A 25,786-nucleotide genomic window follows, 5' to 3' on the forward strand; every position below is an offset into this window, starting at 1 on the left:
GCATGTTCGATCCCTATCGCCGACGCCTGCTCCAGGCCGCCCTGGTCGCCGCGGTGTTGCGCCCGGGCAGCGGCCGGGCGGGCGGCACCGACGCTGCCGGCGCCTGGATGGGCGCCGACGATCTCTCGCTGCACTACCGCGTGCCCGCCCGCCAGTGGGAAGACGCACTGCCGCTCGGCAACGGCCGCCTGGGGGCGATGGCCTGGGGCGGGACCACGCGCGAGCGCTTGCAGCTCAACGACGACACCCTGTTCGCCGGGGGTCCCTACGAGGCGATCAATCCCGATGCGCGGGACGCCCTGCCGAAGGTGCGGGCGCTGGTGTTCGAGGGGCGCTATGCCGAAGCCGAGCGACTCGCCAACGAGACGATGATGTCGCGGCCCTTGCGGATGATGCCCTACCAGTCCCCGGGCGAGGCCTGGATCGACTTCGATGGCATGGGCGGCATCCACGGGTACGAACGCCGACTGGACCTCGACACGGCGATCGCCTCCTGCCGGTTCAACGCGGGCGACGCGCGCCACGAGCGCGAGTCTTTCGTGTCGCCGGTCGACGACTGCCTCGTGGTCCGGCACCTTTGCGACGCCGCGCAAGGCCTCTCGGGCTTCGTGTCGCTGGCCGCGGACCTGGGCCACGAAACGACTGCATCGGGGGCGGAGCTGTTGCTGGTCGGTCACAACGATGGTCGCCATGGCATCGACGGCGCATTGCGCTACGCCATCCGCCTGCGACTGGAAGCGAGCGGCGGCACGCTGCGCGCGGCGGACGGGCGGCTGCGTTTCGAAGGCGCCAGCGGCCTGCTGCTCAGGGTGGCGGTGGCGACCAGTTTCCGTGGCCCCCGGGACGTGGGCGGCGACCCGGTCGCGATTACGCGCGACACCCTCGATGCCTCGCAACGACGTGGCTTCGACGCGATGCGCGAGGCCCATCTCGACGCCCATCGCGCGTTGTTCCGGCGCGTCAGCCTCGACCTGGGCCGCACCGCGGCCGCCGAGCGCAGCACCGACCAGCGCATCACGCGCTTCGCCACCGAGGACGATCCCGCGCTCGCGGCGCTCTACTACCAGTACGGCCGGTACCTGCTGATCAGCAGTTCCAGGCCCGGTACCCAGCCGGCCAACCTGCAGGGTATCTGGAACGACCTCCAGGACCCGCCCTGGGGCAGCAAGTGGACGCTCAACATCAACGCCGAGATGAACTACTGGCCGGCCGAGGCAGGTGCGTTGCCCGAGTGCGTCGAGCCGCTGGAGCGGATGATCGCCGAGCTGGCGCGCAGCGGCGCCCGCACCGCGCGCGAGATGTACGGGGCGCCCGGCTGGGTCGTCCACCACAACACCGACCTGTGGCGCCAGACCGGGCCCATCGACGGTGCCCGCTTCGGCTTGTGGCCGATGGGAGGCGCCTGGCTGTTGCGCCACCTGTGGGATCGTTGGGACTACTCGCGCGATCCGGAGGTGCTGCGGCGCATCTATCCCCTGTTCAAGGGTGCGATCGACTTCTATCGGGCGTTCCTCGTCGAGGATCCCGCAACGGGCGAGCTCGTTACCAGCCCCTCGCTGTCGCCCGAGAACGCGCATCCGCACGGCAGCTCGATATGCGCCGGGCCGGCCATGGACGCACAGTTGCTGCGCGACCTGTTCGGCCAGTGCGCTCGTGCCAGCCGCCTGCTCGACGTCGACCCCGGCCTGGCAGGCGAGCTCGAAGCCCTGGCCGCGCGCCTGCCACGCGACCGCATCGGCGCGGCGGGGCAACTGCAGGAATGGCGCGAGGACTGGGACCTTCAGGCGCCCGAGCCGCATCACCGCCATGTCTCGCATCTGTACGCGGTGTACCCGGGCGACGCGATCAATCGGCGCGACACCCCGCGACTGGCGGCCGCGGCGCGGCGCTCGCTCGAGTTGCGCGGCGACGACGCCACCGGCTGGGGCGTGGGCTGGCGCATCAACCTGTGGGCGCGACTGGGCGATGGCGAACGCGCCCATCGCGTACTGGCGATGCTCCTCAGCCACGCGCGCAGCTACCCGAACCTGTTCGACGCGCACCCCCCGTTCCAGATCGACGGCAACTTCGGCGGTGCAGCGGGGATCCTGGAGATGATCGTGCAGGACTGGGGAGGCACGGTATTCCTGTTGCCGGCCCTGCCGTCGCAATGGACACGCGGTCGCCTGCGCGGCATGCGGCTGCGGGGTGCGGCCGGTCTCGACATCGAGTGGGCCGACGGCAGGTTGGCCTGGGTGGAGCTGGGCAGCGAACGCGGCGGCGAGTGGCGCCTGGACCATCGTGGCCGGACCCGGCGCGTCGTGTTGCCGGCGGGCGGCCGCATCCGGCTTCGCCCTGCGGGCGACGGCGCCCTCGTGGAGGCCTGACCGCGGCCCGGGAAGAAGGGTCTTTCGCCCCACCGAGGAGCGAGTGGCGGAAGGTGATGGCCTACCACGGTAGGATGGGTTGCGCGAAGCAAAACCCATCGTGCGTAGCGGCCGGGAGTCATGGTGGGTATCGACTTCGGTTCGACCCGCCCTACAACCCGCATGCCTCTCCCATGGTCCTCATGCCGGCATTTCCGGTCGCGGTGAGGTTCATCCCCCATCCAGACGGTGCGATGCCTCGACGCACCGATCAATCGTCCGCTGGCCAACACGGGCGCAACGGAACCCCGAGGCCTGGCGCGTACGCTCTGGACCTGGGTACGACACCAAAAAAAGAGCGGTGGGCGAATCCGGCATCGGCGTGACTTCGGGGCTCGCGCGCTGCCGGCCGGACCGCGGCGGACGGGAGAGAGTCGACCGCTCGCGCCCCCTGGATCCGGACGCCCACCACCTGCGACGCCAAGGGGCATCGCGACACGCAGCTGCGGCGCTATTTCATGGGGCCGGCCCCGAGCAGGACGCGGACGGGCACCGAAACCGTCGGGTCGATGCGCGGGTAGAGGGACGGGGTCCAGCCAACATCGTCGCCCAGGGAAGTGCCGTTGGCCGCATTGAACGCGGCGACCACGTCGACCTCGTGCCGGCGCGAGAATCCGTTGACCCAGGTGCCCTCGACGTGGGCCGCGGTGCCCTTGTAGGTCTCCAGGAACAGGTCCGGGGTCACCGCCGACGGCACCAGGAAATGGTTGTTCTGGGCGAACAGCGACGATTCGATGCCGATGCCCCAGCTGTAGCCGTAGCGCGCCGCGCCCGCGGGCGAGAGGCTGTACTGGTTGTTGTAGACGTGGGCCTGGCCGAAGCGGAGCCGCGGGACGCGCTGGCCGAGGTCGTGGAACAGGTTGTGGTGGAGCGTGATGCGCAGGCGGTCGCGGTCGGCGCTCGCGCTGTCGGAGGAGCCCACCAGCATCGCCTTGTCGTGGTTTGCGAGGATGTTCCAGGACACCGTTACCAGGTCGGACGCGTTGGTGATGTCGATCAGGCCGTCGTGCACCTGGTAGAGCCGTCCGAAATGGTTGGGCTGCCCTTCGTCGGCGGTGGCATCGTCGAAGAATGCGTTGTGGTCGATCCACACGTGCGTGGCGTTGCGGATCGAGATGGCGTCGTAGAGCGAGTTCCAGTTGCCCGCCGCGCCATCGGTCGGATCCCAGGCCGGGAAGCAGTCGAAGGTGTCGACGAAGCTCAGGTTGCGGACGATCACGTTGGCCGGGGCATTGCTGCTGCCGCTGCCGGGGCGGATGTCGAGCCAGCCCCCGCGCAGGCCGGCGCCGCGCGTCACGCCGACGAGGGTGGTGTTGGGGGGCACCCGGATGCGGATGCGCGCCGCCTGCGCGTCGGCGGATGCATCGCGCGCGCGCTCCTGCGGTCCCGACGGCTCGTCGTCCCAGCCCCAGGTGGCCGGGTCGTAGTCGGCCAGGTATTGCGCGAGCGAATACATCTGGCCGGTCTCGGGATCGGGGCGGGCATAGTCCGCGCAGTCGAGCGGCGCGTTGGCGTCGTCCACGTTGGCGTCGATCATCGCCGCGATCCGCACGATCTTGGGCGTCGCGTCGGGATGGGCCAGCGCCGCCACCAGCTCGTTGCGCGTGGTCACGGTGAAGACGTGGGCGGCGTCGGCACTGGCGCCGCCGGTGGTGCCATGGGGCTGTTGCGCGGTGGCGAGCGCGGCCCAGCCGTCGTTCGCGCCGAGGGTCTCGCGGCCGACATCGGGAGGGGCATGGCGGTCGCCGGCGGCGACCGGCAGCGGCGCGGCAATCAGCAGCGCCAGGGCGCTGGCCAGGCAGGACAGGGGGCGTGCGTTCATCGAGCGGCTCCTTCTTGCGGGACGGGAAAGGAGGCGAGCGGGGTGGGGCGTGGGGGCGTTCGCCAACAGGCACTTCGATGCCACGGCGCGTGCATCGGGCGGCGGGGCCGCCGATGGAAAAGGCCCGGCATGGGAGCGCCATGCCGGGCCTCCGGGTGCTGCGTCAGAAGCGGTAGCGGAAGCCGAGCTTGTAGGTACGACCGGTGTGGTCGTACTCGTAGCGGCGGTAGGTGTTGATGTCGGTCCAGCGGTCCTGGTAATCGTCGGTCAGGTTCAGGGCCTCCAGGGTCACCTCGAAACTGTCGTTGATCTTGTAGTTGGCCGAGGCGTCGACGTTGAAGGTGCCGTCGTAGCCTTCGAACACGTTGCCGGTGCCGCTGGTGCCGGTCAGGTAGTCGCTGCGGTAGGCGGCGGAGGCGCGGGCGCTGAACTTCTCGTTCTCGTAGTACAGGGTGAAGTTGTACGAGTGGTTGGAGAGGCCGAACAGGCGCTCGGTGATCGTCTCGCTGCCGAAGGTGTAGTCGCGGTCGGAGTCGACGTAGGTGTAGTTGCCGATCATGCCCATGTTGCGGATGACGGGCACGCTCTCGGTCATCACCGCGAACGGCATCTGGAAGCCGATCTCGTAGCCCTGCACCTTGCCGCCCGGCCCGTTGTCGACGCTGCGGATCTCCCACGGACGCCCTTCCGGATCCTGCGCCGCAGGCGAGGTCGGGACCAGCAGGTCGAGCGGGAGGCCGGTCGAGGCATAGGTACCGGTGCGCTCGGAAGAGATCGGGCTGGACTCGATGTCCTTGTAGAACACCGCCAGCGACAGGATCGACTCCGGCGCGAAGTACCACTCCAGCGACATGTCGTAGGCCTCGGCGCGGGTCGGGTCGAGGTAGGGGTTCTGGTAGGTCACGCGGTAGTTGAAGCTGTCCACGCTGCCGCCGGGCGACAGGCTGCCCAGGCCGGGCCGCGTCATCACCTTGGCCGCGGAAACGCGCCAGATCAGGTCGTCGGTGATCGAGTAGGCGGCATTGAACGAGGGCAGGGTGTCGGTGTAGGTCGGACGATCGATGGTGACGTAGGCGCCGGAGTTGTAGCCGCTCGAGGTCTGCTCGGTCTCGACGTAGCGCACGCCCGCGTTGAAGGCCAGCGTGCGGTCGAAGACCAGGGTGTTGCCGTTGAGCTGAACGAACACGCCGGTGTCGTTCTCGCTGACCGTGCGGATGTTGCCCTGGTCCAGGCGGATCGGGCGCCCGTTGAGGTCGATGAAGTCGACCCAGGCATCGAGGTCCGGGATCAGCCAGCGCGTGGTCGAACCGGTGCCGGTGTCGCCGTCGAAGTGATAGAGCTCGGAGAGGTCGTCGGTGGCGGGGATGCCGTACTCGCCCGGTGCGCAGGTGTAGATGCCCGAGGCGCAGACGCCGGTGTCGCGCAGGCCGCCCCAGGTGCTGAAGGAGAATTGTCGATAGTTGACGCCGGCCTGCAGGGCGTAGTCGGTGCTGAAGGCCCATTCGACGTCGGCGGTGACGGTGTCGAAGTCGTGCTGGGTCTTCGTCGGGCGGTCGCGGAACTCGGCCATCTGGAAGTTGGCCGGGTCGGTGACGTCGCCGCCGTTGAACCCGATCACCGGGAACTCGTCGTCGCTGTAGTCGTAGTAGAAGCCGTTGTAGTCGCGGTCGTCGTAGACGAACGTGCGCTCGTAGGGGAACTCAAGCGAGGAGCGCGCGCTGCCGATCAGCGCATGGCCGGTCACGGTGTCGCCGAAGGCCTGCTCGACGTTGACGGTCCACTGCTTGAACTCGCTGTCCCAGGCCTTCTCGAACGCCTCGTTGCGGACCCAGGCGTTGTTGACCTCCATCATCGTGAGGTTGTTGGTCGTCGGATCGATCGTGTAGTCGAGGACGTCCATCCCGCCTTCGTTGCCGCGGAAGAGCACCTCGCCCCACTTCTCGCCGCGCGAGGCGTCGAGCTTGGAGTACAGCAGGTCGAGGTTGATGCGGGTGCCTTCGGCGGGGCGCAGCTCGAGCGACCCGGTGAGGCCCAGGCGCTCGCGCTTCACGTCGATCTCGCCGTAGCGCGGGATGCGCGGGTGGAAGGCGTTGCCCACTTCCAGGCAGCCGGCGTCGTTGGGATTGGAGGCGCAGTCGACGCCGCGGACCGAACGGAAGTCGGCCTGCTGCCAGCGGACGGTGTTCTGGCCAAGCTCGAGCGTCTCGTCGTCGGAGTAGGCCGCGGAGAACGACACCGCCCAGGTATCGGAGGGCGAACGGAAGGCATACAGCGCGGCCACGCGCGGGTCCACGCCATCGGTGAGGTCGTTGACCTGTCCCTGCACGTTGGTGACGAAGGTGCTGCCGACCTTGTAGCCGAAGGGACCGCCGGTGTTGAGGTCGACGATCGCGCCCAGCGAGCCTTCGTCCAGCGAGGCCTCGGCGGTCTTGTGCACGACCACCGAATTGAACAGCTCGGAGGCGAACACGTTGTAATCGAAGTCGCGGCCGCGGTTGGGGCCGCCTTCGCCGCCGGACGAGGCGATCGCCTCCATGCCGTTGATGCGAACGCGGGTGTACTCGCCCGAGAGGCCGCGCACGGAGATGTTGCGGCCCTCGCCCGAGTCGCGGGTGATGGTGATGCCCGGGATGCGCTGCAGCGACTCGGCGATGTTCTGGTCGGGGAAGTCCGCGATGTCCTCGGCGACGATCGCGTCGACCGCGCCCACCGCGGCGCGTTTCATCTCCAGGCCTTCGGCGAGGCTGGCGCGGAAGCCGGTGACAACGACGGCGTCGAGGTCGGTCGCGGTGGCATCCTGCGCCTGCTCGATGGCGGGGGACGCATCGGCCTCCTGTGCGCGGACGGCCTGGGGCGACACCTGCAGGGCCAGGGCGATGGCGCTGGCGAGCAGGGTAACCGGTGTCTTTCCTGAGAAACGTTGGAGCTGCATGGATCCCCTCCCAAAAGGACGAAGTTGGCTCTGTGTGCCACTTTTATGTGATTGACGGTGCCGGATATGTCGCCTGGAAATGCAATGACACCGCTGGCCAAAACCCTAACAAAAGCCTGCGGGAACATCATGCTGCGCTGCGGTAGGCCGATATTTGTATCCCAAGTGACGGAAAAATAACGATTTTTGCACGCGACGTTTTTGCCGCAAAGCACAAATTTCCGGCCCGGCGGAAACGCCTGCCGGACACGAGCGCCACCGCGCGCAATCAATCCGTGACCCAGGCCGGATTCGAGGCGTGACGCGTCGACGACGCGATGCAGATGACGCGACCCGTGCACGAGCGTGTGGCCATCAAGGTCGGCGAGAGGGTGCCAGAGCACCGTGGGACGTCGTTTCGCGCCGCCCAGCCAGGCCGGGGTGGCCACGCGCGGAGAACGATGAGCCCTGCCTGCGTGCGCAGCGGACGTCGACAGGTGCGCGATCTTGACTCGCGGTGGCGGATTGATATGGTGGCCACGCCCGCGGAATGACACCGATAGTCAGGCGGTCCGTCGGCCACCTGTTACGTCGCATCCCGACCGCCGCCACGCTGGCATCCGCGCCGGGATGCTTCACTGATGCAAACCCGACTGGAGGCGGCCATGCCGCGAAGCACACTGATCTGCTACGGCGAACTGCTCTTGCGCCTGGGCGCGCCCGGGCGCCAGACCCTGCTGCAGACGCCCGCCCTCGAGGTGCACGTCGGCGGGGCCGAGGCCAACGTCGCGGTGTCCCTGGCACGCATGGGCCATCGCGTCGGAATGGCCAGCACGGTCGCCGACAATGCCCTCGGCGCACACGCCGTCGGCGAGCTGCGCCGGCACGGCGTCGATACTCGCCACGTTCACGCGGCCCCCGGTCGCATGGGACTGTATTTCCTGGAAACCGGGGCCGGCCATCGTCCGAGCGACGTGCTGTACGACCGCGCGGATTCGGCCTTCACCCGTGCCGCCGCCCTGGATTGGGCGACCTGCCTGGATGGCGCGCGATGGCTGCACCTGTCCGGCGTGACCCCTGCATTGGGCGCCGCGTGCGCGCAGGCGGCCATCGATGCCGCCGAGGCGGCGGTCGTCGCGGGCGTGCAGGTGAGCTTCGACGGCAACTTCCGCGCCAAGCTCTGGCAGGCCTGGGACAGCGACCCGCCGGCGATCCTGCGGCGCCTGATGGCCACCGCGACGGTGCTGTTCGCCGACCACCGCGACATGGCGGTCGTGCTGGGCGCGGACTGCGATGCCGCGGAGGTCGCCGGCAAGGTCGTGCAGGCCGCGGGCCACGCCTTCGAGGCCTTCCCACGGCTGCGCTACTTCGCCTGCACCCAGCGCGTGCAGCACGACGTCGATCACCACGAGCTCTCCGCGATGCTGGTCGAGCGCGGCGGACGCGTGCATGCCACGCCGGTCCACGCGCTGCGCAACGTGGTCGACAGGATCGGGGGTGGCGATGCGTTCGCCGCGGGCGTGCTGCACGGCTTCCTGGAGGGCGCGCCCGCTGGCGAGGCCCTGCAGTCCGGTCTCGCGGCCGCCTGCCTCAAGCATTCGATTCCCGGTGATTTCAACCTGGCCGGGCGCGGCGACGTCGAGCACTTCCTGTCGGCGGAGGGCTTCCATGTCCGGCGTTGACGCGCTCGCGGATCCGGCCGCCTGGGCCCGACTGCTGGGCGGCGACCGGGTGGTGCCCGTCTATACGCCCTCGAGCGTCGATGAAGCGCTGGCGGTGGGCGCGGCGCTGCAGCGCGGCGGCCTGCACTCGATCGAGGTCACCCTGCGCACGCCGGTCGCGCTCGAGGCGGTGCGCGCGCTGGCGCAGTCCTGTCCCGGCCTCGCGGTGGGTGCCGGCACCGTGCTCGACGCGGGCCAGCTCGAACAGGCGCAGCGCGCGGGCGCCGCGTTCGCGGTGTCGCCCGGCGGAACGAGCGCGCTCATGCGGCTCGCGGTCGACATGGGCCTGCCCTACCTGCCGGGCGTGGCGACGGCCAGCGAACTGATGGCCGGACTCGGCGAGGGCTACCGGATGTTCAAGATGTTCCCCGCCGAGCCGATCGATGCGCTGGCCCTGCTCAAGGCCTGGGCCGCGCCGTTCGCGGGCGTGGGCTTCTGCCCCACCGGGGGCATCGACAGCGGGCGCGCGCCGAGCTACCTGGCGCAAGCCAATGTGGTCTGCGTCGGCGGTTCCTGGCTGACCCCCGGCGATGCACTCGCGGCAGGCGACTGGAGCGGGGTCGAGCGTCGCGCCGCGGCGGCGGCGCGGTTGTCATCCGCGCATGCCAACTAGCGCTGCAGCGCTTCGGCGGGGATATCGAGGTCCATCGACAGGGCCAGGTGGTCCGACCAGGCCGCCGGCAATGCCAGTGCCTCGGCGCAGACCAGTCCGTCGCTGGCGAGGATGTGGTCGATCGCGCGCGTCGGCCGCCAGGCGGGGAAGGTCAGGACCTCGCAGGCCGGCGGCTGCAGGCGTGTCTGGCGGAACAGCTGCTGCATTTCGGGCCGGTCGATCGGCGCGTTGAAGTCGCCCATCAGCACCGCGTGCGGATGGTCGTGCAGCAACTCGGCGATGAAGGCCAATTGGGAAGCCCGCGACTGCTTGCCCAGCGACAGGTGGGCGATGGCGACCAGCAGGCCCAGGTCGCCATCGCCGAAGCGCGCCAGCAGCACCCCGCGCCCGGCGATGCGGCCCGGCAGGGCGTGGTCGGTGACCTCGATCGGTTCCAGCTTGCTGAGCAGGCCATTGGCGCTGGACGCGACCCCGCCGACGCTGCGGTTGGGCTGGTGGCTCCAGTAATCGAAGCCGCCGCGCTGGGCGAGGTAATGGGTCTGGTTGGTGAAGCCCGAGCGCAGGCTGCCCGGGTCGCTCTCGTTCAGGCCGACGATGTCGTGTTCGCCGGCCACGCGCGCGATCACGTCGAGCGCGCCGCGCTTGTTGCCGGCCGGCAGCACGTGCGACCAGCTGCGGGTCGCGTAGTCGCTGTAGCGGCGCGTGCTGGAGCCGGCCTGGATGTTGGCGCTGAGCAGCTTGAGGCGACGCCGGTCGCTGGGAGTCTGGATCATGGCGACGGGCGTCGCTTCGGCGCGCGAGGCAAAGGCTTACTCGGCACCTTCGGCGCTGGGCGCCGCCGCAGGCGCCATCGCCGCGCGCTCCATCGCGACCAGGTGGTCGGTGATGCGCAGGCGGTCTTCGAAGCTCTGGCCGCCGATCACGCGGTACTTGCCGTTGACGACCAGGTCCGGGGTCGATTCCACGCCGCTACGGGCGAGGAACTGGCCGACGCGCTTGAGCTTGGCGTTCACCGCGAAGCTGTTCATCGTCGAGGCGAACTTCTTCGGATCCGCGCCGTACTTGGTGTAGAACGCGGCGATCTGCTCGTTGCTGGCCACGGTCGGGGGGGCCGGCATGGAGCGGTCGACATGGATCGCGTTGAACATGGCCGCATGGCTCGGCTCCAGCACGCCCAGGGCCTCGGCGGCGTAGAAGGCGCGCGCGTACGGTTCCCAGTAGCCGCCGAACGGCGCGGCGAGCGGCACGACCTTCACGTCGGCGGGCTGCTTGGCCGTCCAGCTTTCGAACAGCGGCTCGAAGTGCGCGCAGTGGGGGCAGGTGTAGCCGAAGATCTCCACGACCTCGATCTTGCCCATCGACGGCGCATAGGGCTGGCCACCGGCGATCTCGACATAGTCGGTGCCCGCGACCGGCGCGGGACCGGCAGGCGGCACGACCGGGTTGGTGTTCGGGCCGGCCTCGGCCCGGGCGTCTCCGGCTGCGTCCGCGCTGTCGGCGTCGACGGCGCTCGTGGCGCTCGTGGCCCCCGTGGGCGCTGCATCGTCGCCGGCAGGCGCCGGTGCTGCGGCTTCACCGGTCGCGGGCGCGGCACCCGGATCGGGGGCGTCGGTCTGGGACGAGCAGGCACCCAGCAGCATCGAGGCGGCCAGGAGCAGGGGAAGCAGGCGGGAAGTCATCGGGCGTTCTCCGGGTAGGAAGGAGCGGTCGAGGCGCCATCCGGCAAGGGCACGGCGCGACCGGCGTGGGGCAAGGATACCGGCACTGGCCGCGCGCCGCGTGGACGGCGGTCAGGTTCGGGCGGCAGGGTTCAGCGACCGGCGGCGCGCTCGCGTTCCACCAGCGCGCTGGCGATCCGGAGGTTGTCCTCCAGGGTGCGACCGAGCACGCGATAGCGGCCGTTGACGATCAGGGTCGGCGTGCCTTCCACGCCCATCGCCAGGGCGAAGTCGCGCGCCGGCTCGATCCTGGCCAGGGTGGCCGGGGCGCTGGCGGCGGCGCGAAAGCGGTTCTTGTCCACGCCCAGGCCGGCATAGAAGGCGGTCAGTTCATCCAGGGTGGGATTGGCCGGCAGTTCGCGGCTGTCGTGGATGCCCTTGAAGGTCGCCGCGTGCGTGCGGGCGAGGGCGTGGATCGAATCGGCGGCAAAATAGGCCACCGCGAGCATGTCGTCGGGATTGCGCGGCAGCGGCAGGAACGACACCCGCACGTCCTTGCCCTGCTGCTGTTTCCAGCGCTCCATCATCGGTTCGAAATCGGCGCAGTGGTGGCACCAGTAGCCGAACACCTCCACGACCTCGATCTTGCCGTCGGCCGGCCCCAGGCGCTTGCCATCGGCGATCTCGACGTAGTCGATGCCAGCGACGGGTTCCGCCGCGCGCGACACGCCGGGGAGGGCCGCGACCAGGGTCGCCAGCAGCAGCACGAGCCAGGGCGCCGAAGGGGTCCGGGAAAGGGGCGTTGCGGTCATCGGGTCAGCCTTGTCGTTCGGGGCGCGGGGGCGCCATGGGCGGGAAGGCGGGCGGAGACCGCCCTGGAACAAAAAACGCCGGTCGCGCGATGCGGCCGGCGTTGTCGGGTCCGGCGTCCCCGGCGGGGCCGGGGAGCCGCTTGAGACCGTCGAGGCGCTCCGGAAGTTCCGGCGTCGCCCCGCGGGCCCTGGGTCAGGCGCCTTCGGCCGGCTCCGCCATGGCCTCGCCGGCCTCGGCGGGCGCCGCGGCTTCGGGGGCCGGCGCCGCCACGGGGGCGGGGGCAGTCGGGGCGTCGGCCGCGGCGAAGTCCTGGGCGCGCGGATGCAGGCCCTGGAGATAGCTTGCCAGCGCGCCGATCTCTTCGTCGGTGAGCTTTTCGGCCACGGTCGCCATCACGTTGAACAGGTGCGGATCGGCCTGGGTGGTCGTGCCGGCCCGGTATTCCTCCAGGCGGCGCTGGCTGTAGGCGGACTGCTGGCCGGCGATGTGCGGGTAGGCCGGGCCCGGGTTGCCGGCGCCGTCGGGGCCGTGGCAGGCCATGCAGGCCGGGATGCCGCGCGAGGCGTCGCCGCTGCGGAACAGCTTCTCGCCGACCTCGTAGAACTTGAGGTCCTTGTAGGGGCCGCTGGCGACGACGCTGTCGTCGGCCACGCCGGCACCGGCGGTCTGGGTCGCGAAGTAGGCGCCGATGTCGCGCGCGTCCTGGGCCGACAGGGCGTCGGCGAAGGGCTTCATGACCGCGGCCATGCCGCTGTTGCGCTCGCCGCTCTTGAACAGGGCGATCTGGTGGGCCAGGTAGCGCTCGCTCTGGCCCGCCAGGCGCGGGTACTGCGGGTCGGTCGGGTTGCCGTCCAGGCCGTGGCAGGCCGCGCAGGTGCCGGCCTTGGTCGCGCCGGCGTCGGCATCGCCCCAGGTGACCGTGCCGGTTTCCTCGGCGGCGGTGGTCAGCGGCGCGGTCTGGACCGGCTCGCTTTCCGGTATCGGGGTGACCGTGGTCTGGGCATAGGCAACAGTGGCGACCGCCAGGGCGGCGAGGCCGATCATGCCGAGGACGCGGGCTTGGCTCATCAGGCTGGGCTCCGAAACTTCTTGGGCAGCGGGCAAAACGCACCGCCGGAACCGTGGAATTATCGTCTGCGGCCGCGGGCGGGTCAACGCGGGCCCTGGCGGCCCTCGCGGGCGGCGTGCATGCATCGTCCGCACCGGCGGCGCCGGCGCGCTCGTGCGATGCTACGCACATGGCCAATCCCCTTGCCCGCGCCCAGTACCTGCTGGCGGCGCACACGCCCTCCCAACTGCCCCCCGACGGCGGCTTCGAAGTCGCCTTCGCCGGCCGCTCCAATGCCGGCAAGTCGACCGCGCTCAACGCGCTGTGCCAGCAGAACGCGCTGGCGCGGGTCTCCAAGACCCCCGGACGCACCCAGCAGCTGGTGTTCTTCGACATCCCCCCCACCACCGACCGCTACCTGGTCGACCTGCCCGGTTACGGCTATGCGAAGGTCCCAAAGGACCTCCAGGCGCACTGGCAGGCCTTCCTGGAACGCTATTTCCAGAATCGCAACGCCCTCAAGGGCCTGGTCGTGGTGATGGACATCCGCCACCCGTTGAAGGAGTACGACCGGCAGATGCTCGGCTATGCGGTCAATCGCGGCCTGCCGGCGCATGCCTTGCTGACCAAGGCCGACAAACTGGGCCGGGGCCAGCAGGGCAACGCCCTGCAGGCCGTCCGCAAGGAGCTCAAATCGGCCTTCGGCGACATCGTCAGCGTGCAGACCTTCTCCGGCGCCGCCAAGCTGGGCGTGGACGAGGCCCGCGAGGTCGTGGGGCGCTGGCTGGAGATTTGAGGCTGGGCCGCTACAACGGCCGCAGGTAGACCTGGAACGCGAGGTCGCGCACGCCGCCGGCGTCGAACAGTTCGATCCAGCCCGGTCCATTGCCGTCGGCGATGAACCAGCCCTTGCCGCCACCATGGGTGCTGCCGTTGGGGCCGGCGTACAGGCCGCAGTCCCCGGGTTTCGCGGTGAGTGTGAAGGCGTACTGGCCCGGCGCAAGCGTGGCGGGGGCCTCGAACTCGACCAGGCGCATCCCCACCGCGGGCGTCGGCAGCGAGGTGAACACATGGCCGGGTACCTTCTGGTAGGCCAGCACGCTGCCGTTGGGGGCCCCTGCCGTCGTCTTCTCGATCGTCACGTGCACGGTCGCCTTGGGCTGGCAGCTCATCGGCACCATCAGGTGGCTGAGCACGCCCTTGCGGTACAGGGTGAACGACTGGGCCAGGCGCTGGGAGACCGAGCCGCCCAGCGCCAGCGTGGATGCCGTGTCGATGTTGACCTGTTCGGCCTCCAGCTCCGGGTGCGGCGGCGCCGCCATCGCGGTGGGCATGGCCAGCAGCAGGCCGGCGGCCAGCGCCAGTGGTTTGCATGGATCGGGTGTCATGGAAATCCTCCCTGGATGAAGTCCCCTGCACATGGACTTACGCATTGCGCTTCCGGAAGCTGCCAAACACGCCGAACCGCTGCATCGGTGCGGCCCCAGTGTTCCGCTGGTGGCGTTGTCCGGCGGGCGCGCGCCGCTACACTGCCCGGACTGCCGCGGCCGCGCGGCGGCCCCTTTCCAGCGAGGTAGGCGTGTCCGGTCCCAGCAGTGCCAAGGATGTCGAGATCAGCGGTCGTGACGACCTGCTGGAGTTCCTGACCGCGGGCGTGCGGCCGGAGTCCGACTGGAAGATCGGCACCGAGCACGAGAAGTTCGGTTTCCGCACCCACGACCTGCGGCCGCCGGGCTTCGATGGCGAGCGCGGCATCGAGGCCCTGCTCAAGGGGCTGGTGCAATTCGGCTGGGAGCCGGTCAGCGAGAATGGCCGCGTGATCGCGCTGTCGCGCGATGGCGCCTCGGTGTCGCTGGAGCCGGCCGGCCAGCTCGAACTGTCGGGCGCGCCGCTCGACAACCTGCACCAGACCTGCCACGAGGCCGCGACGCACCTGCGCGAAGTGCGCAGCGTCGCCGAGCCGATGGGCCTGGGTTTCTTGGGCATGGGTTTCCAGCCCAAGTGGCGCCGCGACGAGATGCCGTGGATGCCCAAGGGCCGCTACCGGATCATGCGCGAATACATGCCCAAGGTCGGTGGCCTGGGCCTGGACATGATGACCCGCACCAGCACCGTGCAGGTCAACCTGGACGTGGCGTCCGAGGCGGACATGGTGAAGAAGTTCCGCGTCTCGCTGGCCCTGCAGTCCATCGCCACCGCGCTGTTCGCCGACTCGCCCTTCACCGAGGGCCGGCCCAACGGCTTCCTCAGCTACCGCTCGCACATCTGGACCGACACCGACGCCGACCGCACCGGCCTGCTCGACTTCGTGTTCGAAGACGGCTTCGGCTACGAGCGCTACGTCGACTACCTGCTCGACGTGCCCATGTACTTCGTCTATCGCGACGGCGAATACCTGGATGCCAGCGGGCAGTCCTTCCGCGACTTCATGGAAGGCCGCCTGCCGGTCTACCCGGGGCACCGGCCGCTGTTGCGCGACTGGGCCGACCACAGCACCACGGCCTTCCCCGAGGTGCGCCTGAAGAAATACCTGGAAATGCGCGGCGCCGACTCCGGCCCCTGGAACCGGATCTGCGCCCTGCCGGCGTTCTGGGTCGGCCTGCTCTACGACGCGACCGCGCTGGACGCGGCCTGGGACCTGGTCAAGGACTTCAGCCTGGAGGAACTGCACGCGCTGCGCGACGGCGTGCCACGCCACGCCTTCAAGCTGCCGTTCCGCGACGGCACCGTGCTCGATGTCGCCCGTCGTGCGCTGGCCATCGCCGCCCATGGCCTGTCCCGGCGCGCACGGCGCAATGCCGACGGCGCCGACGAGACCCGCTACCTGGAAGCGCTGATGGAGTTCGTCGAGGCCGGGATCACCCCGGCCGAGCGCAAGCTCGAACTGTTCCACGGCCCCTGGCAGGGCAGCGTGGACCCGGTGTTCACGGAGTTCGCGTACTGACCGTGGCCCCGCGCGGCCGCCCGGCCGTGCAGCGTTCGATCCGCCGCAGCCACTCGCGGTTCAATTGCCTTGCGTGCGCCGGCATGCGGCGGGCATGGGCGAGCGCCGCATCGCGCTCGCGGTCGGCGGCCCTGTCGTCGCCCCAGTCGCGCAGCACTTCCACGTACCAGGCCCGTGCTTCCAGTCCGCTGGCGTAGTCGACCAGGGTGTCGAACTCATGCCGGGCCTTGTCGCGATCGCCTTCGGCCGCGACGGCGCGCGCATAGGCGAGGTGGCCGGCGGGCGAGCGGAAATCCGGGTGGCGGGCGATGAGCGCGTCCAGTAATTGCCGCGCCTCCGCCGGGCGTCCGGCCTGCAGCAGGGCCCGGGCGAGCCGGGTCTGCACATCCGGGTCGTCGGCATGGATGCCGCGCAGGCTGTCGCGGTAATGGTCGACCGCCTCTCCGGCGTGCCCCGCTTCGACCAGGGCGTCCGCCAGCAGGACCTGGTTGCGGGTGGTTGGCGCGGCATCGAACGCCTCGCGCGCGCCGCGCAGCCCGCGCTCGGGGTCGAGCGCCTGCCTCAGGCCCGTGGCCAGGCGCCGGCCCTGCCGGCTGTCGGCCATGCCGGGCAACCAGATCGCGAGCGCGTAGACCACGCTCCCCAGCAGGGGGAAGGCGAACAGGACGAACAACCAATAGCGCTCCTGTCCATTGCGAACGGCATGGACCGCGAAGAAAAGCGCGATGGCGACGTGCAATCCCAGTCCGATGGGCATGGCGGGCGGGTCCTCGAGCAGGAGGGCGTGGTGTCGTGCGCGGTCGTGACCGCGGCGTCTATCGGCGACGCTGCAGGCTGCCGCCTTCCGGCGAGCCCAGCAACATCGAGATGCGCACAGTGGCGGGACGGGTGCCCACGAACGGTGCGAACTCGTATCGGGCCAGGCAGGCCTCCATGCGCGCGGCCGCGGCGGGATTGGGCACGAAGTTCTCCAGCACCATGCGGCCGCGCTCGCCCGTGGGCAACACCTCGACGATCCACGATGCGGATGCCGAACCCACGCCGCGGATCGCATTGACATAGCAGTCGTCCGGCACGTGCGTCACCCGCGCCGGGCCGCCGTCCTGGGCCGAGGCGCGGCGCAGGGCGCCTTCCTGTCGCATGCGCATGCGCGGCGCGATGGCGGCCTCGTGCGCGGCCAGGTAGGCGGACAGGTCCGCGGCGATCAGCTTCCGCGACAGGACGGGGCGCGTCAGGCGCCGCCACAGGAAGTCGGTGCGCGCCAGCAGGTGGCGGTTGTATGCCGAGCGCTGGAAGCGCAACGCGTCGACATCCTCCACGTAGTCGGCCTGCACGGTCTGCACGAAGTGCAGGTACACCTGCGTCCACTGCATCGCGGCACGCGCGTTGGCATGACGCATCTCCATCTCGGCCAGGTCGGCGAATGCCGGCAGGTAGCCGTCTTCGGCCATCGGCAGGATCAGCTCCCGGGCGCGCTCGATGTCCTGCGGCACCAGGTTGCCGGGCAGGTAGGAGCCGTGCCGGTAAAGCTGGCCCAGTGTGTAGGCGAACTCGGGGCAGGCCTCGATACCGGCCAGGCGCTCATACGCGGCCAGGGCGGCCGCCCGCCGATCGCCGGGGGCGTGCGGGTCCAGCAGGTCCAGCACGCTGCCCACGGGAAGCGACGCGTAGGCCGCTTCGCAAGGCTCCGTTGGCGTCGGAGAGACGGCCTGCGCATGACTGCGCAGCGGCAGTGCGCAGGTTGCGATCACTGCGAGTACAACGGCGAAATGCGACTTCATGGGCGCTCCCCGTGTCCATGCCCCTGTCCAGCCGCGCCGCGTGCAACGCGGCGCGTGGCGGCGACTATCGCACGTTCGTCCCGCCCGGCAAACCGCGAGACCCGCACGCGCGCCCCGGCGCGCCCGCTCGCACTGTCAGGCGCGTGGCGGACGCAGGTGGCGGGAGCGCCGCCGCGATCCGTGCCCAAGGCTCAGAAGCGCGAGGCGACCAGGTCGACGTCGGCCCACTGCCAGGCGGTGTCGAAGCGGCGTTGCGCCGCCGCAGCGGCCGCGGCATCGCCGCGCGCCTGTTCCGCCAGCGCCAGGCCGCGCAGCGACCAGCCGTTCTCGGGATAGGCCACCAGGTCCTCGCGATAGACCGCGGCGGCGTCGGTCGCGCGGCCGGCATCCAGAAGCGCCGCGCCCAGGTACGGGCGCACGGGCAGGGGCCAGTCGGCGGGCTCGTTGTAGTTCAGGCCGTCCTCCACGGCCGCGGCCTCGCGCAAGGCGGCGATGCCTACATCGCGGTCCCCGGCGGCCAGCGCAAGCTCGCCGCGCAGCATGGCCTCGGCCACCGCCAGCACGCGGTCGGCGCCGTTGATGTCCCACAGCACCAGCGCCGCCATCGCCGGGTCGGCGGCGATCGCGCGCAACGCCTCCAGTTCGATGCGGGCCTCTTCGAGCGCACCGGTGCGAACCCGCGCCATGCCCCGCGCGAAATGCCAGATCGCGGTCGGGTAGGGGGCCTCGGCAGGCGCGGCCGAAGTGGCGAGGATGTCGTCCCAGCGTCCGAAGCGGACCTGAGTCATCAGCGGCGCCACCACGAACTGCTGCATGAAGTTCATGGCGTCGAGCTGGCTGGGGTCGGCGCGGCGCGCGGTCTGTGCGGCCGCCTGCAGTGCCAGCGTGCTCGAGCCATGCAGGCCCGCGGTGAGCGTGGCGAAGTGCCAGTTGTGCGGCACGTAGCCAAGCGGATAGACGCCGTTGCTGCCCCGGCAGACCGACAGGAAGGCCTCGTCGGCACTGGTGGCGGCGAAGTTGCTGAGGGTCGCGTCGTGGTAGCGGCCGACCCGGATGTACACATGCGCCGGCATGTGGACCAGATGGCCCGAGCCTGGTGCCAGCGTGGCCAGCCGGTCGGCATGGCGCTCGGCCCGCGCCGGGTCCGGCGAGGCCTCCACGGCGTGGATGTAGTAGTGCGCCGCGCCGATATGCGCCGGGTTGCGCGCCAGGACGGCTTCGAATGCGTCCAGGATCGCCGTCGTATTGGCGCCGGGCGCGCCGCCCGCTTCCCAGTACGCCCACGGCGAGAGGTCCATCAGCGCTTCGCCATAGAGGGTCGCGATGTCGTCGTCCGCCGGGAAGCGCCGGTAGGCATCGGCCATCGCGTCGGCATAGGCGCGGTCCAGCGACGCGCGATCCTCCGGGGCGGGATCGGCGTAACGGGTCGCCAGCGCGTCGATCAGGGCGCGGTCCGCGTCGGTGGCGTGGGGCTTGAGCGCCAGTGCGGCATCGGCCAGCCGCTTGGCCTCGGCGGCCTGCGCCGGATCCATGGGCATGTTGATGTTGGGGCCCAGCACCAGGGCCTGGCCCCAGGCGCACATGGCGCACGCCGGGTCCAGGCGCGCGGCCTCGGCGAAGGCGCGTCCGGCGGCCTCGTGGTTGAAGCCGTAGGTCATGCGCAGTCCCTGGTCGAAATAGCGTTGCGCGGCATCGACGTCCGTGCCGATGTCGCGATGCAGCGAGCCGAAGTCCTCGAACAGCGGCGGTGCGTCGGTGGCCTCGCGGGTTGCCGGCGCGTCGCAGCCGGCGGCGGCGACGAGGACGGCGAGGAGGGTCAGGGTCGACAGGGACTGGCGCATGGTGGGTTCGCCCATGGGATGACACCTAGAGCGTGACGCGGTCCGGCGCCGATCGCGGCCACCTTTCGTCGGGAACTCCGGGCCCGTCCGCCGACGGTTGCCGCCGCAACTGACGCGCGCTTGATGGTGCAGTGCGGTACGCTCGCGGGATGACCGAATCCAGTGCATCCTCCATCGAGCCCTCGGAAGAATCCCTGCGCACCGTCGAGTTCGCCGCCACCGACGCCCTGTTGCGCGAGGACGTGAAGACCCTGGGCGCCCTTGTCGGCGAGATCCTCTCCGAACAGCGCGGCGCCGGCTTCCTGTCCGAGGTCGAACACCTGCGGCGCGCGGCGATCCGTCGCCGCGAGTCCGGCGCCCCCGTCGACGAACTGGCCGACGCGCTCGCCGGCATCGAGCTTTCGCAGGCCAGCGATCTGGTGCGTGCGTTCGCCACCTATTTCCAGGCCGTCAACCTGGCCGAGCGGGTGCATCGCATCCGCCGCCGCCGCGACTACGAGCGCAGCACCGCGCGCGCGCAGCCGGGTAGCCTGCGCGACGTGCTCACGCAGCTTGCACGCCAGGGCGTCAGCGCCGAGGAAGTGGCCGAGCTGCTGCCGCGCCTGCGCATCGAGCCGGTGTTCACCGCGCACCCGACCGAGGCCGTGCGCCGCGCCCTGCTGGAGAAGGAGCGCCAGATCGTCGGCTGCCTGGTCGACGACATCGACCGCAGCCTCACCCCGGCCGAGCGGCGCGCCGACCGCGAACGCATCCGCCTGGCGCTCACCGCCAGCTGGCAGACGGCGGAGGCGCCGAGCGCCAAGCCCAGCGTCGCGGACGAGTTCGAACACGTGGGCTTCTACCTGTCGGAAGTGCTCTACAAGGTATTGCCGGTGTTCTACGAAGCCTTCGACGAGGCCCTGCGCGAAGGCTACGGTCTCCACGACGTGCTGCCGCCCCTGCTCGGCTTCGGCACCTGGGTCGGTGGCGACATGGACGGCAATCCCAACGTCGGTGCCGAGACCATCGTCGCCTCGCTGGTGGGCCAGCGCGGACTCGTCCTGGCCGCTTACCGGCGCGACCTGGCCTCGCTCGGCGAGCTGCTCAGCCAGTCCCTGCACCGTGTCCAGGTCGATCCGGCGGTGCTTGAGCGGCTGGACGGGTACAAGGCCGCGATGCCGCTGGCCGCCGAGCGCCTGCGGCCGCGCCATGCCGACATGCCGTACCGCAACCTGCTGGCGCTGATGATCGAACGCCTCGACCTGACCACGCGCGAGGCGCCCGGCGGCTACGAAGACGCCGCCGCCTTCCTCGGCGACGTCCAGCTGATCGAGGCCAGCTTGGCCGCGAACGGCGGCGAGCACGCGGGCCTGTTCGCGGTGCGGCGCCTGCGCCGGCGCGCCCAGTGCTTCGGCTTCCACTTGGCCAGCCTCGACCTGCGCCAGGACTCCTCGGTCCACGATGCGGCGCTGGCCGCGGTGCTCGACGACCCCGAGTGGCCGACGCGATCGGCCCAGGCGCGCGCGCAGCGCCTGCACGGCATCGTCTCCAGCGAGGACGAGGTGCCGGCGGTGGAGCCCGACTCGGCCGCCTCGGTGCTGGCCGTGTTCCGCGCCGTCGCCGAACTGCGCCCGCGCTTCGGCGAGCGCGCGTTCGGTCCGTACATCATCAGCATGAGCCGCAGCGCCGCCGACGCGCTCGCGGTGCTCGCGCTGGCCCGCGTCGCGCGCTGCATCGACACCGACGGCCACGTGCCGCTGGACGTGGCGCCGCTGTTCGAGACCGTCGACGACCTGGCCGCCGCGCCCGACACCCTCAAGGCGCTCTTCGCCGACAAGCACTATCGCGAGCACCTCGCCGCCCGCGGCAATCGCCAGGTGGTGATGCTTGGCTACTCCGACAGTGCCAAGGACGGCGGTATCGTCGCCTCGCGCTGGGCCTTGCAGCAGACCCAGATCGCATTGACGCAACTGGCGCAGGACAGCGGCATCCGCATCGCTTTCTTCCATGGCCGCGGCGGCTCGATCAGCCGCGGCGGCGGCAAGACCGAGCGCGCGGTGATCGCCGCGCCGCGCGGATCGGTGGACGGCTACCTGCGCCTGACCGAGCAGGGCGAGGTGATCCACCGCAAGTACGGCATCCGCGCGCTGGCGCTGCGCAACCTCGAGCAGACCACCGGCGCCGTGCTGCGCGCGACCCTGCGTCCGCGTCCGCCCGAGCCGCGCGAGGCCGGCTGGCGGGCGATCGCGGCCGAGCTCGCCGGCAACGCACGCGCGCACTACCGCGCGCTGGTCCACGAGCACCCCGACTTCCCGGCCTACTTCCGCGCCGCCACCCCGATCGACGTGATCGAACGCCTGCGCATCGGCTCGCGCCCGGCCAAGCGCGCCGGCGACGGCGGTATCGGCAGCCTGCGCGCGATCCCGTGGGTGTTCGCCTGGGCGCAGAACCGCTGCGGCCTGACCGCCTGGTACGGCGTCGGCACCGCGCTCCAGCAGGCGCTGGACGCGCACGGCCGCGACACGCTGGCGGAGATGGCCCGCGACTGGCCCTTCTTCGGCACCCTGATCGACGACGTGGAAATGGTCCTGGCCAAGTCGGACCCGGCGATCTTCGAGCGGTATTCGCGGCTGGCCGGCGACCTCCACGCGCGCATGCACCCGGGCATCGCCGGCGAGTTCGAGCGCACCCGCGACGCGGTGCTGGCGATCAAGGGCGAGGACGACCTGCTCGCCCACGACCGGCGCCTGCGCCAGTCGATCCGGCTGCGCAATCCCTACGTCGATCCGATCAGCCTGCTCCAGGTCGACCTGCTGGCACGCTGGCGCGAGGCCGACCGTCCCGAGGACGAACGCCTGCGCGCGCTGGTGGCGACCGTCAACGGCATCGCGGCGGGCATCCAGAACACCGGCTGAGCGTCTGGGCGCGTCGTGCCCGCTACCCGCTCACTCGGTGGGCGGGTAGGCGTACCGGCAGAACACGAGGCTGGCCGGCACCGCCAGGGCCAGCGCGGCCAGGCCCATCCGGGGCTGGTCCGCCATCATCGCCAGGCTGGCCAGTACGGCAACTGCGTGCACGAAGAACGGACCGCCCAGCCCGAAGCGACGCAGCAACCACAGGCTGGGCGCCACCAGCACCAGGCCGGCGAGGAAGGTCACCGCCGCGCACATGAGCGCGCCGCCGCCGACCTCGCGCAACCATACCGGCAGCGGCGTGCGCGCCCACGCCTGCATGCCCGCCCAGAGCGAGAACATCAGGCCCACCGGCAGCCCCGCGAGCAGGCTCGCCAGGGCGATGTTGCCGATGATGCGTTCGGGGCGGGCGGTGAACCCTTCCATGGACGATGACTCCAGGCAGTCGAGGGGGCAGGGCGCGCGCTAAGGCCCGGTCCAGCCGAGGACGTGACGCCCCCAGAGCGCAATTGCCAGGCAAGCGGAAAGATACGCGGCGTGGACGGCCGCGCGCATGGCCCAGGGCCGGCCCGACAGGTCCATGCCCGCTGCCTCGCCCAGCAGCACGCCCGTGCCCAGGCACAGGAACCAGGGCGTGAACAGGAGGGCCGGCGCGCCGCGCGCCGCCATCGTCACCAGGTCGTGCAGGGCGCCGCAGGCCACGAAGGTCGCCAGCAGCGCGATCGGCGCCGGGACCCGGCGCAGCAGCGGGCGGTGCACGAAGCGCCCCAGTCCGTAGCCGAACACGGGGTTCCAGTGCCGCCAGAAGCCGGCGAAGCTGGACGCCCCGAACGCGCGATGCAGCATGTTGCGCAGGCTGCCGCGGGCGCCCGCCGGCAGGCCATTGCGGCGGCGGATGTAGGCCGAAAGCGTCAGGCGTCGCGGCGTCGTGTCGCGTGCCGCGTGCGCCAGGGCGGGCGGCTCCCCTTGCCGGGCAGCTTGCCCGCGCCCGTGGCCTTTTTCGTCGTCAGGAGGTGGGGTCATCGATCTCCATGATCGCATGGCGTTCGCGCGCGGCGCGCGCGACGCGACAGTTCACGGTCACGTCGTCGCCGTGCACGCGCAACCTGCCTTCCACATAGAGCACGTTGCTGCGGTCGTGGTAGCGCGCCGTCCACTGGAAGGGCGTGATGCCCTGGCCGATGTAATGCGCTTCCGCCTCCGCCTTGCACCAGGGCACCAGCTCGCTGGCCTGGTTGAAGACGATCTCAGTACGGTCCTGCGCCGCGGCCGGGGCCGCCAGGCACGCGATCAATGCCAATCCATGCAGCTGTCGCATCTTGCACTCCTTGGGTATCGGGGCGTCCGGTACGGACTTCCATCATGGGCTGCCGGTCGATGGTTTTCCATCGTCGCCGGCTGCCTGCGTCATGCCGACGGAAGCATCGTGGGGTGCCTGCCCGCCGACGCGCCGTGAACGCGGCTCAGGTCAGCCCCTCTGGATGCTGTTGGCCCTCATCGCCAATGACATGCCAGGTCGCCTTGGACGATACCCAGACATGGTGGCGCACGACCAGCCGGTCCTGCACGGCGTCGAGCAGGCCGGCCGGCACATAGGTCGTCGAGGCGTCGTTGCGTCCCGGCAACTGGGTGCCGCAATTCGCGCAGAAGCTGCATTCCCAGTCATGGCCGGGCATCTGCCAGCGTCGTACAAGGTGCTCGCCCCTGAGCCACGCGAATGTCCCGTCGGGTACCACCGCCACGGTCACGCCCATGGTTCCGGTCGCCCGGCGGCAGAGGGAGCAGTGGCAGGCGTAGAGATCCGTGATCCGGCAGGTGACGCGGAACGCGACCCTGCCGCAGTTGCACTGGACTTCGATGCAGTCGGCTTGGCTCATCGGACAAGTCTCGGTCGGTGCGGGCGATTGTGCGCCTGCGCGAGGCGTGGGGGCGTGTCTGAGCGGGGAGTGGAATCTCCGCAGCGCGGTTGGGCACGCGGCCCGCTCGAAGCAGGTCAGCCCAGAGCGTTGGAGCAGCCAATCGCGACCACCGGGCCATGCATTCGAGAAGGTCAGCTCGACAAGTCAAGGCGGACATGGACCCGCAGTGCCGAGTCGCCTTATCGACGAGCCTGCAATGTCCAGCGCTCAACGCGAGGGATCCATGGCCCCGGCCTGGGCGGGCACCATCCCGCGCATGGCCGGCGTCAGCGCTAGCCGAAAAAGCACGCGTGCTTGTCTTCCGCTACGAGCGCCAGGAACTTCTCGATGCTGCCCACTCGCGGGACTGGCGGATACGCATGCCACTTCAGATCAGCCCGCATCCAGAACACCCGCCAGAGATCCTGGGTCCTGACGTACGTCGCCTTGGCGACCGGGTTCTCCATGGTTTCGCCCGGGGCACCCCTCCAGCGTGGACGAATCTCGAAGATTTCAACGCTCTGGCCCTTGATGCGGAAAGCCAGGTCCAGTTCCGGGCGGATGTGCGGAGCTGGCCGGTGCGCCTCGACAAATGCACCGACAAGCTTCTCCAGTCGTTTGGTCTCGAACTCGCTCAAAGCCATTTCATTTTCCGAAGGTGCGAGGGAAAGTCATGCCGCGGGGCCAGGTCATGGGTGTCGTGCATCGATGTCATACGTCCGAGGTCGTCGGGACACTGTCCAGGGAATGGTCAGACCTTCACCTGCTGGACGCAAGCTGCAAGCGAGCCCTTGCGGAGTAGGCGCTCGGTGCGCATGACATGCAGCACGAAGACCTTTTCTCCGTCAAAGAGTATAGAAGATGCGGCAGGGCGGCTCGACGATCTGGCGGCAGCGAGACCGCTTGAGCTCCTGCGGATGACGGCCACTCTACGGTTGACCCGCGAGCTGCCCGACGTGGGGTTCACCCCCGTTTTCACGGACACTTACGAGAAGGCCGATCCAGGCCATGAGGAGTGTTCATGTCGAAGCGAAGGAAGTTCAGTGCCGAGTTCAAGCGTGGCGCGGTTGAACAGGCCAGCCAGCCGGGTGTCAGCTGTGCCCAGGTGGCCCGGGAGCTGGGGATTCGGGATACGTTGCTGACCCGCTGGAAGCGGGAGGCCCAGAGTCAGGGCAAGGTGGCGTTTGGTGGCACCGGCACGCCCCGGGACGAGGAACTGGCCCGCCTCAAGCGCGAGCTGGCGCGGGTGAAGAAGGAACGGGATTTTTTGCGAGAAGCGGCGACGTTCTTTGCCAAGGGATCGTCCTGAGGTATCAGGTGATCGAACGTTGCCGCGATGAATTTCCGGTTCGACTGATGTGCCGCTGCCTGCGGGTCTCGGCCAGCGGCTACTACGATTGGAGCAGGCGCCTGCCCAGCGCCCGAGAGCGCGACAACCAG

21 protein-coding genes and 1 pseudogene are annotated in these 25,786 nt (G+C 70.2%); 7 read left to right on the plus strand and 15 right to left on the minus strand.

What is annotated here, in order from left to right; genetic code table 11:
* Window positions 1–2: 2 nt before the first annotated feature.
* Window positions 3–2,366, plus strand: a complete 2,364-nt coding sequence (locus H4F98_RS12315; protein ID WP_182688089.1) for a glycosyl hydrolase family 95 catalytic domain-containing protein — start codon at window positions 3–5, stop codon at window positions 2,364–2,366.
* Window positions 2,367–2,856: 490 nt separating this feature from the next.
* Here the strand turns inward: H4F98_RS12315 and H4F98_RS12320 are convergent, their stop codons facing one another.
* Window positions 2,857–4,227 carry a pectate lyase family protein gene (locus H4F98_RS12320; protein WP_182688091.1) on the minus strand — a complete coding sequence of 457 codons (1,371 nt, stop codon included), beginning with the start codon at window positions 4,225–4,227 and terminating at the stop codon, window positions 2,857–2,859.
* Between the two features lie 163 nt (window positions 4,228–4,390).
* Window positions 4,391–7,159, minus strand: coding sequence for a TonB-dependent receptor (locus tag H4F98_RS12325; protein WP_182688093.1), 2,769 nt, complete (start codon window positions 7,157–7,159; stop codon window positions 4,391–4,393).
* A gap of 644 nt (window positions 7,160–7,803) precedes the next feature.
* On the opposite strand from H4F98_RS12325, the gene H4F98_RS12330 reads away from it, so the two are divergent.
* Together H4F98_RS12330 and eda are read left to right on the plus strand one after the other, a co-directional pair.
* The gene (locus tag H4F98_RS12330) at window positions 7,804–8,820 is read left to right on the plus strand and encodes a sugar kinase (RefSeq protein ID WP_182688095.1); all 1,017 of its coding nucleotides are present in this window, start codon (window positions 7,804–7,806) and stop codon (window positions 8,818–8,820) included.
* Window positions 8,807–9,472: a bifunctional 4-hydroxy-2-oxoglutarate aldolase/2-dehydro-3-deoxy-phosphogluconate aldolase gene (gene eda / locus H4F98_RS12335; RefSeq protein ID WP_182688097.1), complete on the plus strand. Its 666-nt coding sequence runs from the start codon at window positions 8,807–8,809 to the stop codon at window positions 9,470–9,472. The genes H4F98_RS12330 and eda overlap by 14 nt, the downstream gene beginning before the upstream one ends.
* On the opposite strand, the gene H4F98_RS12340 is transcribed toward eda, so the two are convergent.
* From H4F98_RS12340 to H4F98_RS12355, 4 genes are all read right to left on the minus strand, one after another.
* Window positions 9,469–10,245, minus strand: a complete 777-nt coding sequence (locus H4F98_RS12340; RefSeq protein WP_182688099.1) for an endonuclease/exonuclease/phosphatase family protein — start codon at window positions 10,243–10,245, stop codon at window positions 9,469–9,471. The two genes, eda and H4F98_RS12340, sit on opposite strands and share 4 nt — an antisense overlap.
* Before the next feature lie 36 nt (window positions 10,246–10,281).
* Window positions 10,282–11,151: a thiol:disulfide interchange protein DsbA/DsbL gene (locus H4F98_RS12345; RefSeq protein WP_182688101.1), complete on the minus strand. Its 870-nt coding sequence runs from the start codon at window positions 11,149–11,151 to the stop codon at window positions 10,282–10,284.
* Between the two features lie 131 nt (window positions 11,152–11,282).
* Complete coding sequence (locus tag H4F98_RS12350) at window positions 11,283–11,942, minus strand: thiol:disulfide interchange protein DsbA/DsbL (RefSeq protein ID WP_182688103.1); 660 nt, start codon at window positions 11,940–11,942, stop codon at window positions 11,283–11,285.
* Window positions 11,943–12,135: 193 nt separating this feature from the next.
* The gene (locus H4F98_RS12355) at window positions 12,136–13,011 is read right to left on the minus strand and encodes a c-type cytochrome (RefSeq protein ID WP_182688105.1); all 876 of its coding nucleotides are present in this window, start codon (window positions 13,009–13,011) and stop codon (window positions 12,136–12,138) included.
* Between the two features lie 170 nt (window positions 13,012–13,181).
* Between H4F98_RS12355 and yihA the strand changes: the two genes are divergently transcribed.
* Complete coding sequence (yihA, locus tag H4F98_RS12360) at window positions 13,182–13,787, plus strand: ribosome biogenesis GTP-binding protein YihA/YsxC (protein WP_182688106.1); 606 nt, start codon at window positions 13,182–13,184, stop codon at window positions 13,785–13,787.
* 10 nt (window positions 13,788–13,797) lie between these two features.
* On the opposite strand, the gene H4F98_RS12365 is transcribed toward yihA, so the two are convergent.
* On the minus strand, window positions 13,798–14,379 hold the full coding sequence (locus tag H4F98_RS12365; RefSeq protein WP_182688108.1) for a hypothetical protein: 582 nt from the start codon (window positions 14,377–14,379) through the stop codon (window positions 13,798–13,800).
* A 191-nt stretch (window positions 14,380–14,570) separates the two neighbouring features.
* Between H4F98_RS12365 and H4F98_RS12370 the strand changes: the two genes are divergently transcribed.
* Window positions 14,571–15,935 (plus strand): glutamate--cysteine ligase, encoded by a 1,365-nt coding sequence (locus H4F98_RS12370; protein ID WP_343064768.1) that lies wholly within the window; start codon window positions 14,571–14,573, stop codon window positions 15,933–15,935.
* Here the strand turns inward: H4F98_RS12370 and H4F98_RS12375 are convergent.
* From H4F98_RS12375 to H4F98_RS12385, 3 genes are all read right to left on the minus strand, one after another.
* Window positions 15,916–16,692 carry a tetratricopeptide repeat protein gene (locus H4F98_RS12375; RefSeq protein ID WP_182688112.1) on the minus strand — a complete coding sequence of 259 codons (777 nt, stop codon included), beginning with the start codon at window positions 16,690–16,692 and terminating at the stop codon, window positions 15,916–15,918. The two genes, H4F98_RS12370 and H4F98_RS12375, sit on opposite strands and share 20 nt — an antisense overlap.
* 58 nt (window positions 16,693–16,750) lie before the next feature.
* Window positions 16,751–17,716, minus strand: coding sequence for an SEL1-like repeat protein (locus tag H4F98_RS12380; RefSeq protein WP_182688114.1), 966 nt, complete (start codon window positions 17,714–17,716; stop codon window positions 16,751–16,753).
* Between the two features lie 191 nt (window positions 17,717–17,907).
* A complete protein-coding gene (locus H4F98_RS12385; RefSeq protein WP_246373151.1) occupies window positions 17,908–19,572 on the minus strand; it encodes a hypothetical protein in 1,665 nt (554 codons plus the stop codon).
* Window positions 19,573–19,706: 134 nt separating this feature from the next.
* Between H4F98_RS12385 and ppc the strand changes: the two genes are divergently transcribed.
* Complete coding sequence (ppc, locus tag H4F98_RS12390; RefSeq protein ID WP_182688116.1) at window positions 19,707–22,451, plus strand: phosphoenolpyruvate carboxylase; 2,745 nt, start codon at window positions 19,707–19,709, stop codon at window positions 22,449–22,451.
* 30 nt (window positions 22,452–22,481) lie between these two features.
* Here the strand turns inward: ppc and H4F98_RS12395 are convergent, their stop codons facing one another.
* The 5 genes from H4F98_RS12395 to H4F98_RS12415 all read right to left on the minus strand — a co-directional run bounded on the left by H4F98_RS12395 (window position 22,482) and on the right by H4F98_RS12415 (window position 24,990).
* On the minus strand, window positions 22,482–22,874 hold the full coding sequence (locus H4F98_RS12395; RefSeq protein ID WP_182688118.1) for a hypothetical protein: 393 nt from the start codon (window positions 22,872–22,874) through the stop codon (window positions 22,482–22,484).
* A 39-nt stretch (window positions 22,875–22,913) separates the two neighbouring features.
* Window positions 22,914–23,471 carry an acyltransferase gene (locus H4F98_RS12400; RefSeq protein WP_182688120.1) on the minus strand — a complete coding sequence of 186 codons (558 nt, stop codon included), beginning with the start codon at window positions 23,469–23,471 and terminating at the stop codon, window positions 22,914–22,916.
* A complete protein-coding gene (locus H4F98_RS12405; RefSeq protein WP_246373153.1) occupies window positions 23,455–23,766 on the minus strand; it encodes a hypothetical protein in 312 nt (103 codons plus the stop codon). The genes H4F98_RS12400 and H4F98_RS12405 overlap by 17 nt, the downstream gene beginning before the upstream one ends.
* 145 nt (window positions 23,767–23,911) lie before the next feature.
* Window positions 23,912–24,325 carry a GFA family protein gene (locus H4F98_RS12410; protein WP_182688122.1) on the minus strand — a complete coding sequence of 138 codons (414 nt, stop codon included), beginning with the start codon at window positions 24,323–24,325 and terminating at the stop codon, window positions 23,912–23,914.
* Window positions 24,326–24,639: 314 nt separating this feature from the next.
* Window positions 24,640–24,990: a DUF3024 domain-containing protein gene (locus H4F98_RS12415; protein WP_182688124.1), complete on the minus strand. Its 351-nt coding sequence runs from the start codon at window positions 24,988–24,990 to the stop codon at window positions 24,640–24,642.
* Between the two features lie 377 nt (window positions 24,991–25,367).
* On the opposite strand from H4F98_RS12415, the pseudogene H4F98_RS12420 reads away from it, so the two are divergent.
* A pseudogene (locus H4F98_RS12420) lies at window positions 25,368–25,786 on the plus strand (transposase); the annotation flags it as partial.

It is taken from the genome of Marilutibacter spongiae, assembly GCF_014145325.1.
Taxonomy (GTDB): Bacteria; Pseudomonadota; Gammaproteobacteria; order Xanthomonadales; family Xanthomonadaceae; genus Marilutibacter; species Marilutibacter spongiae.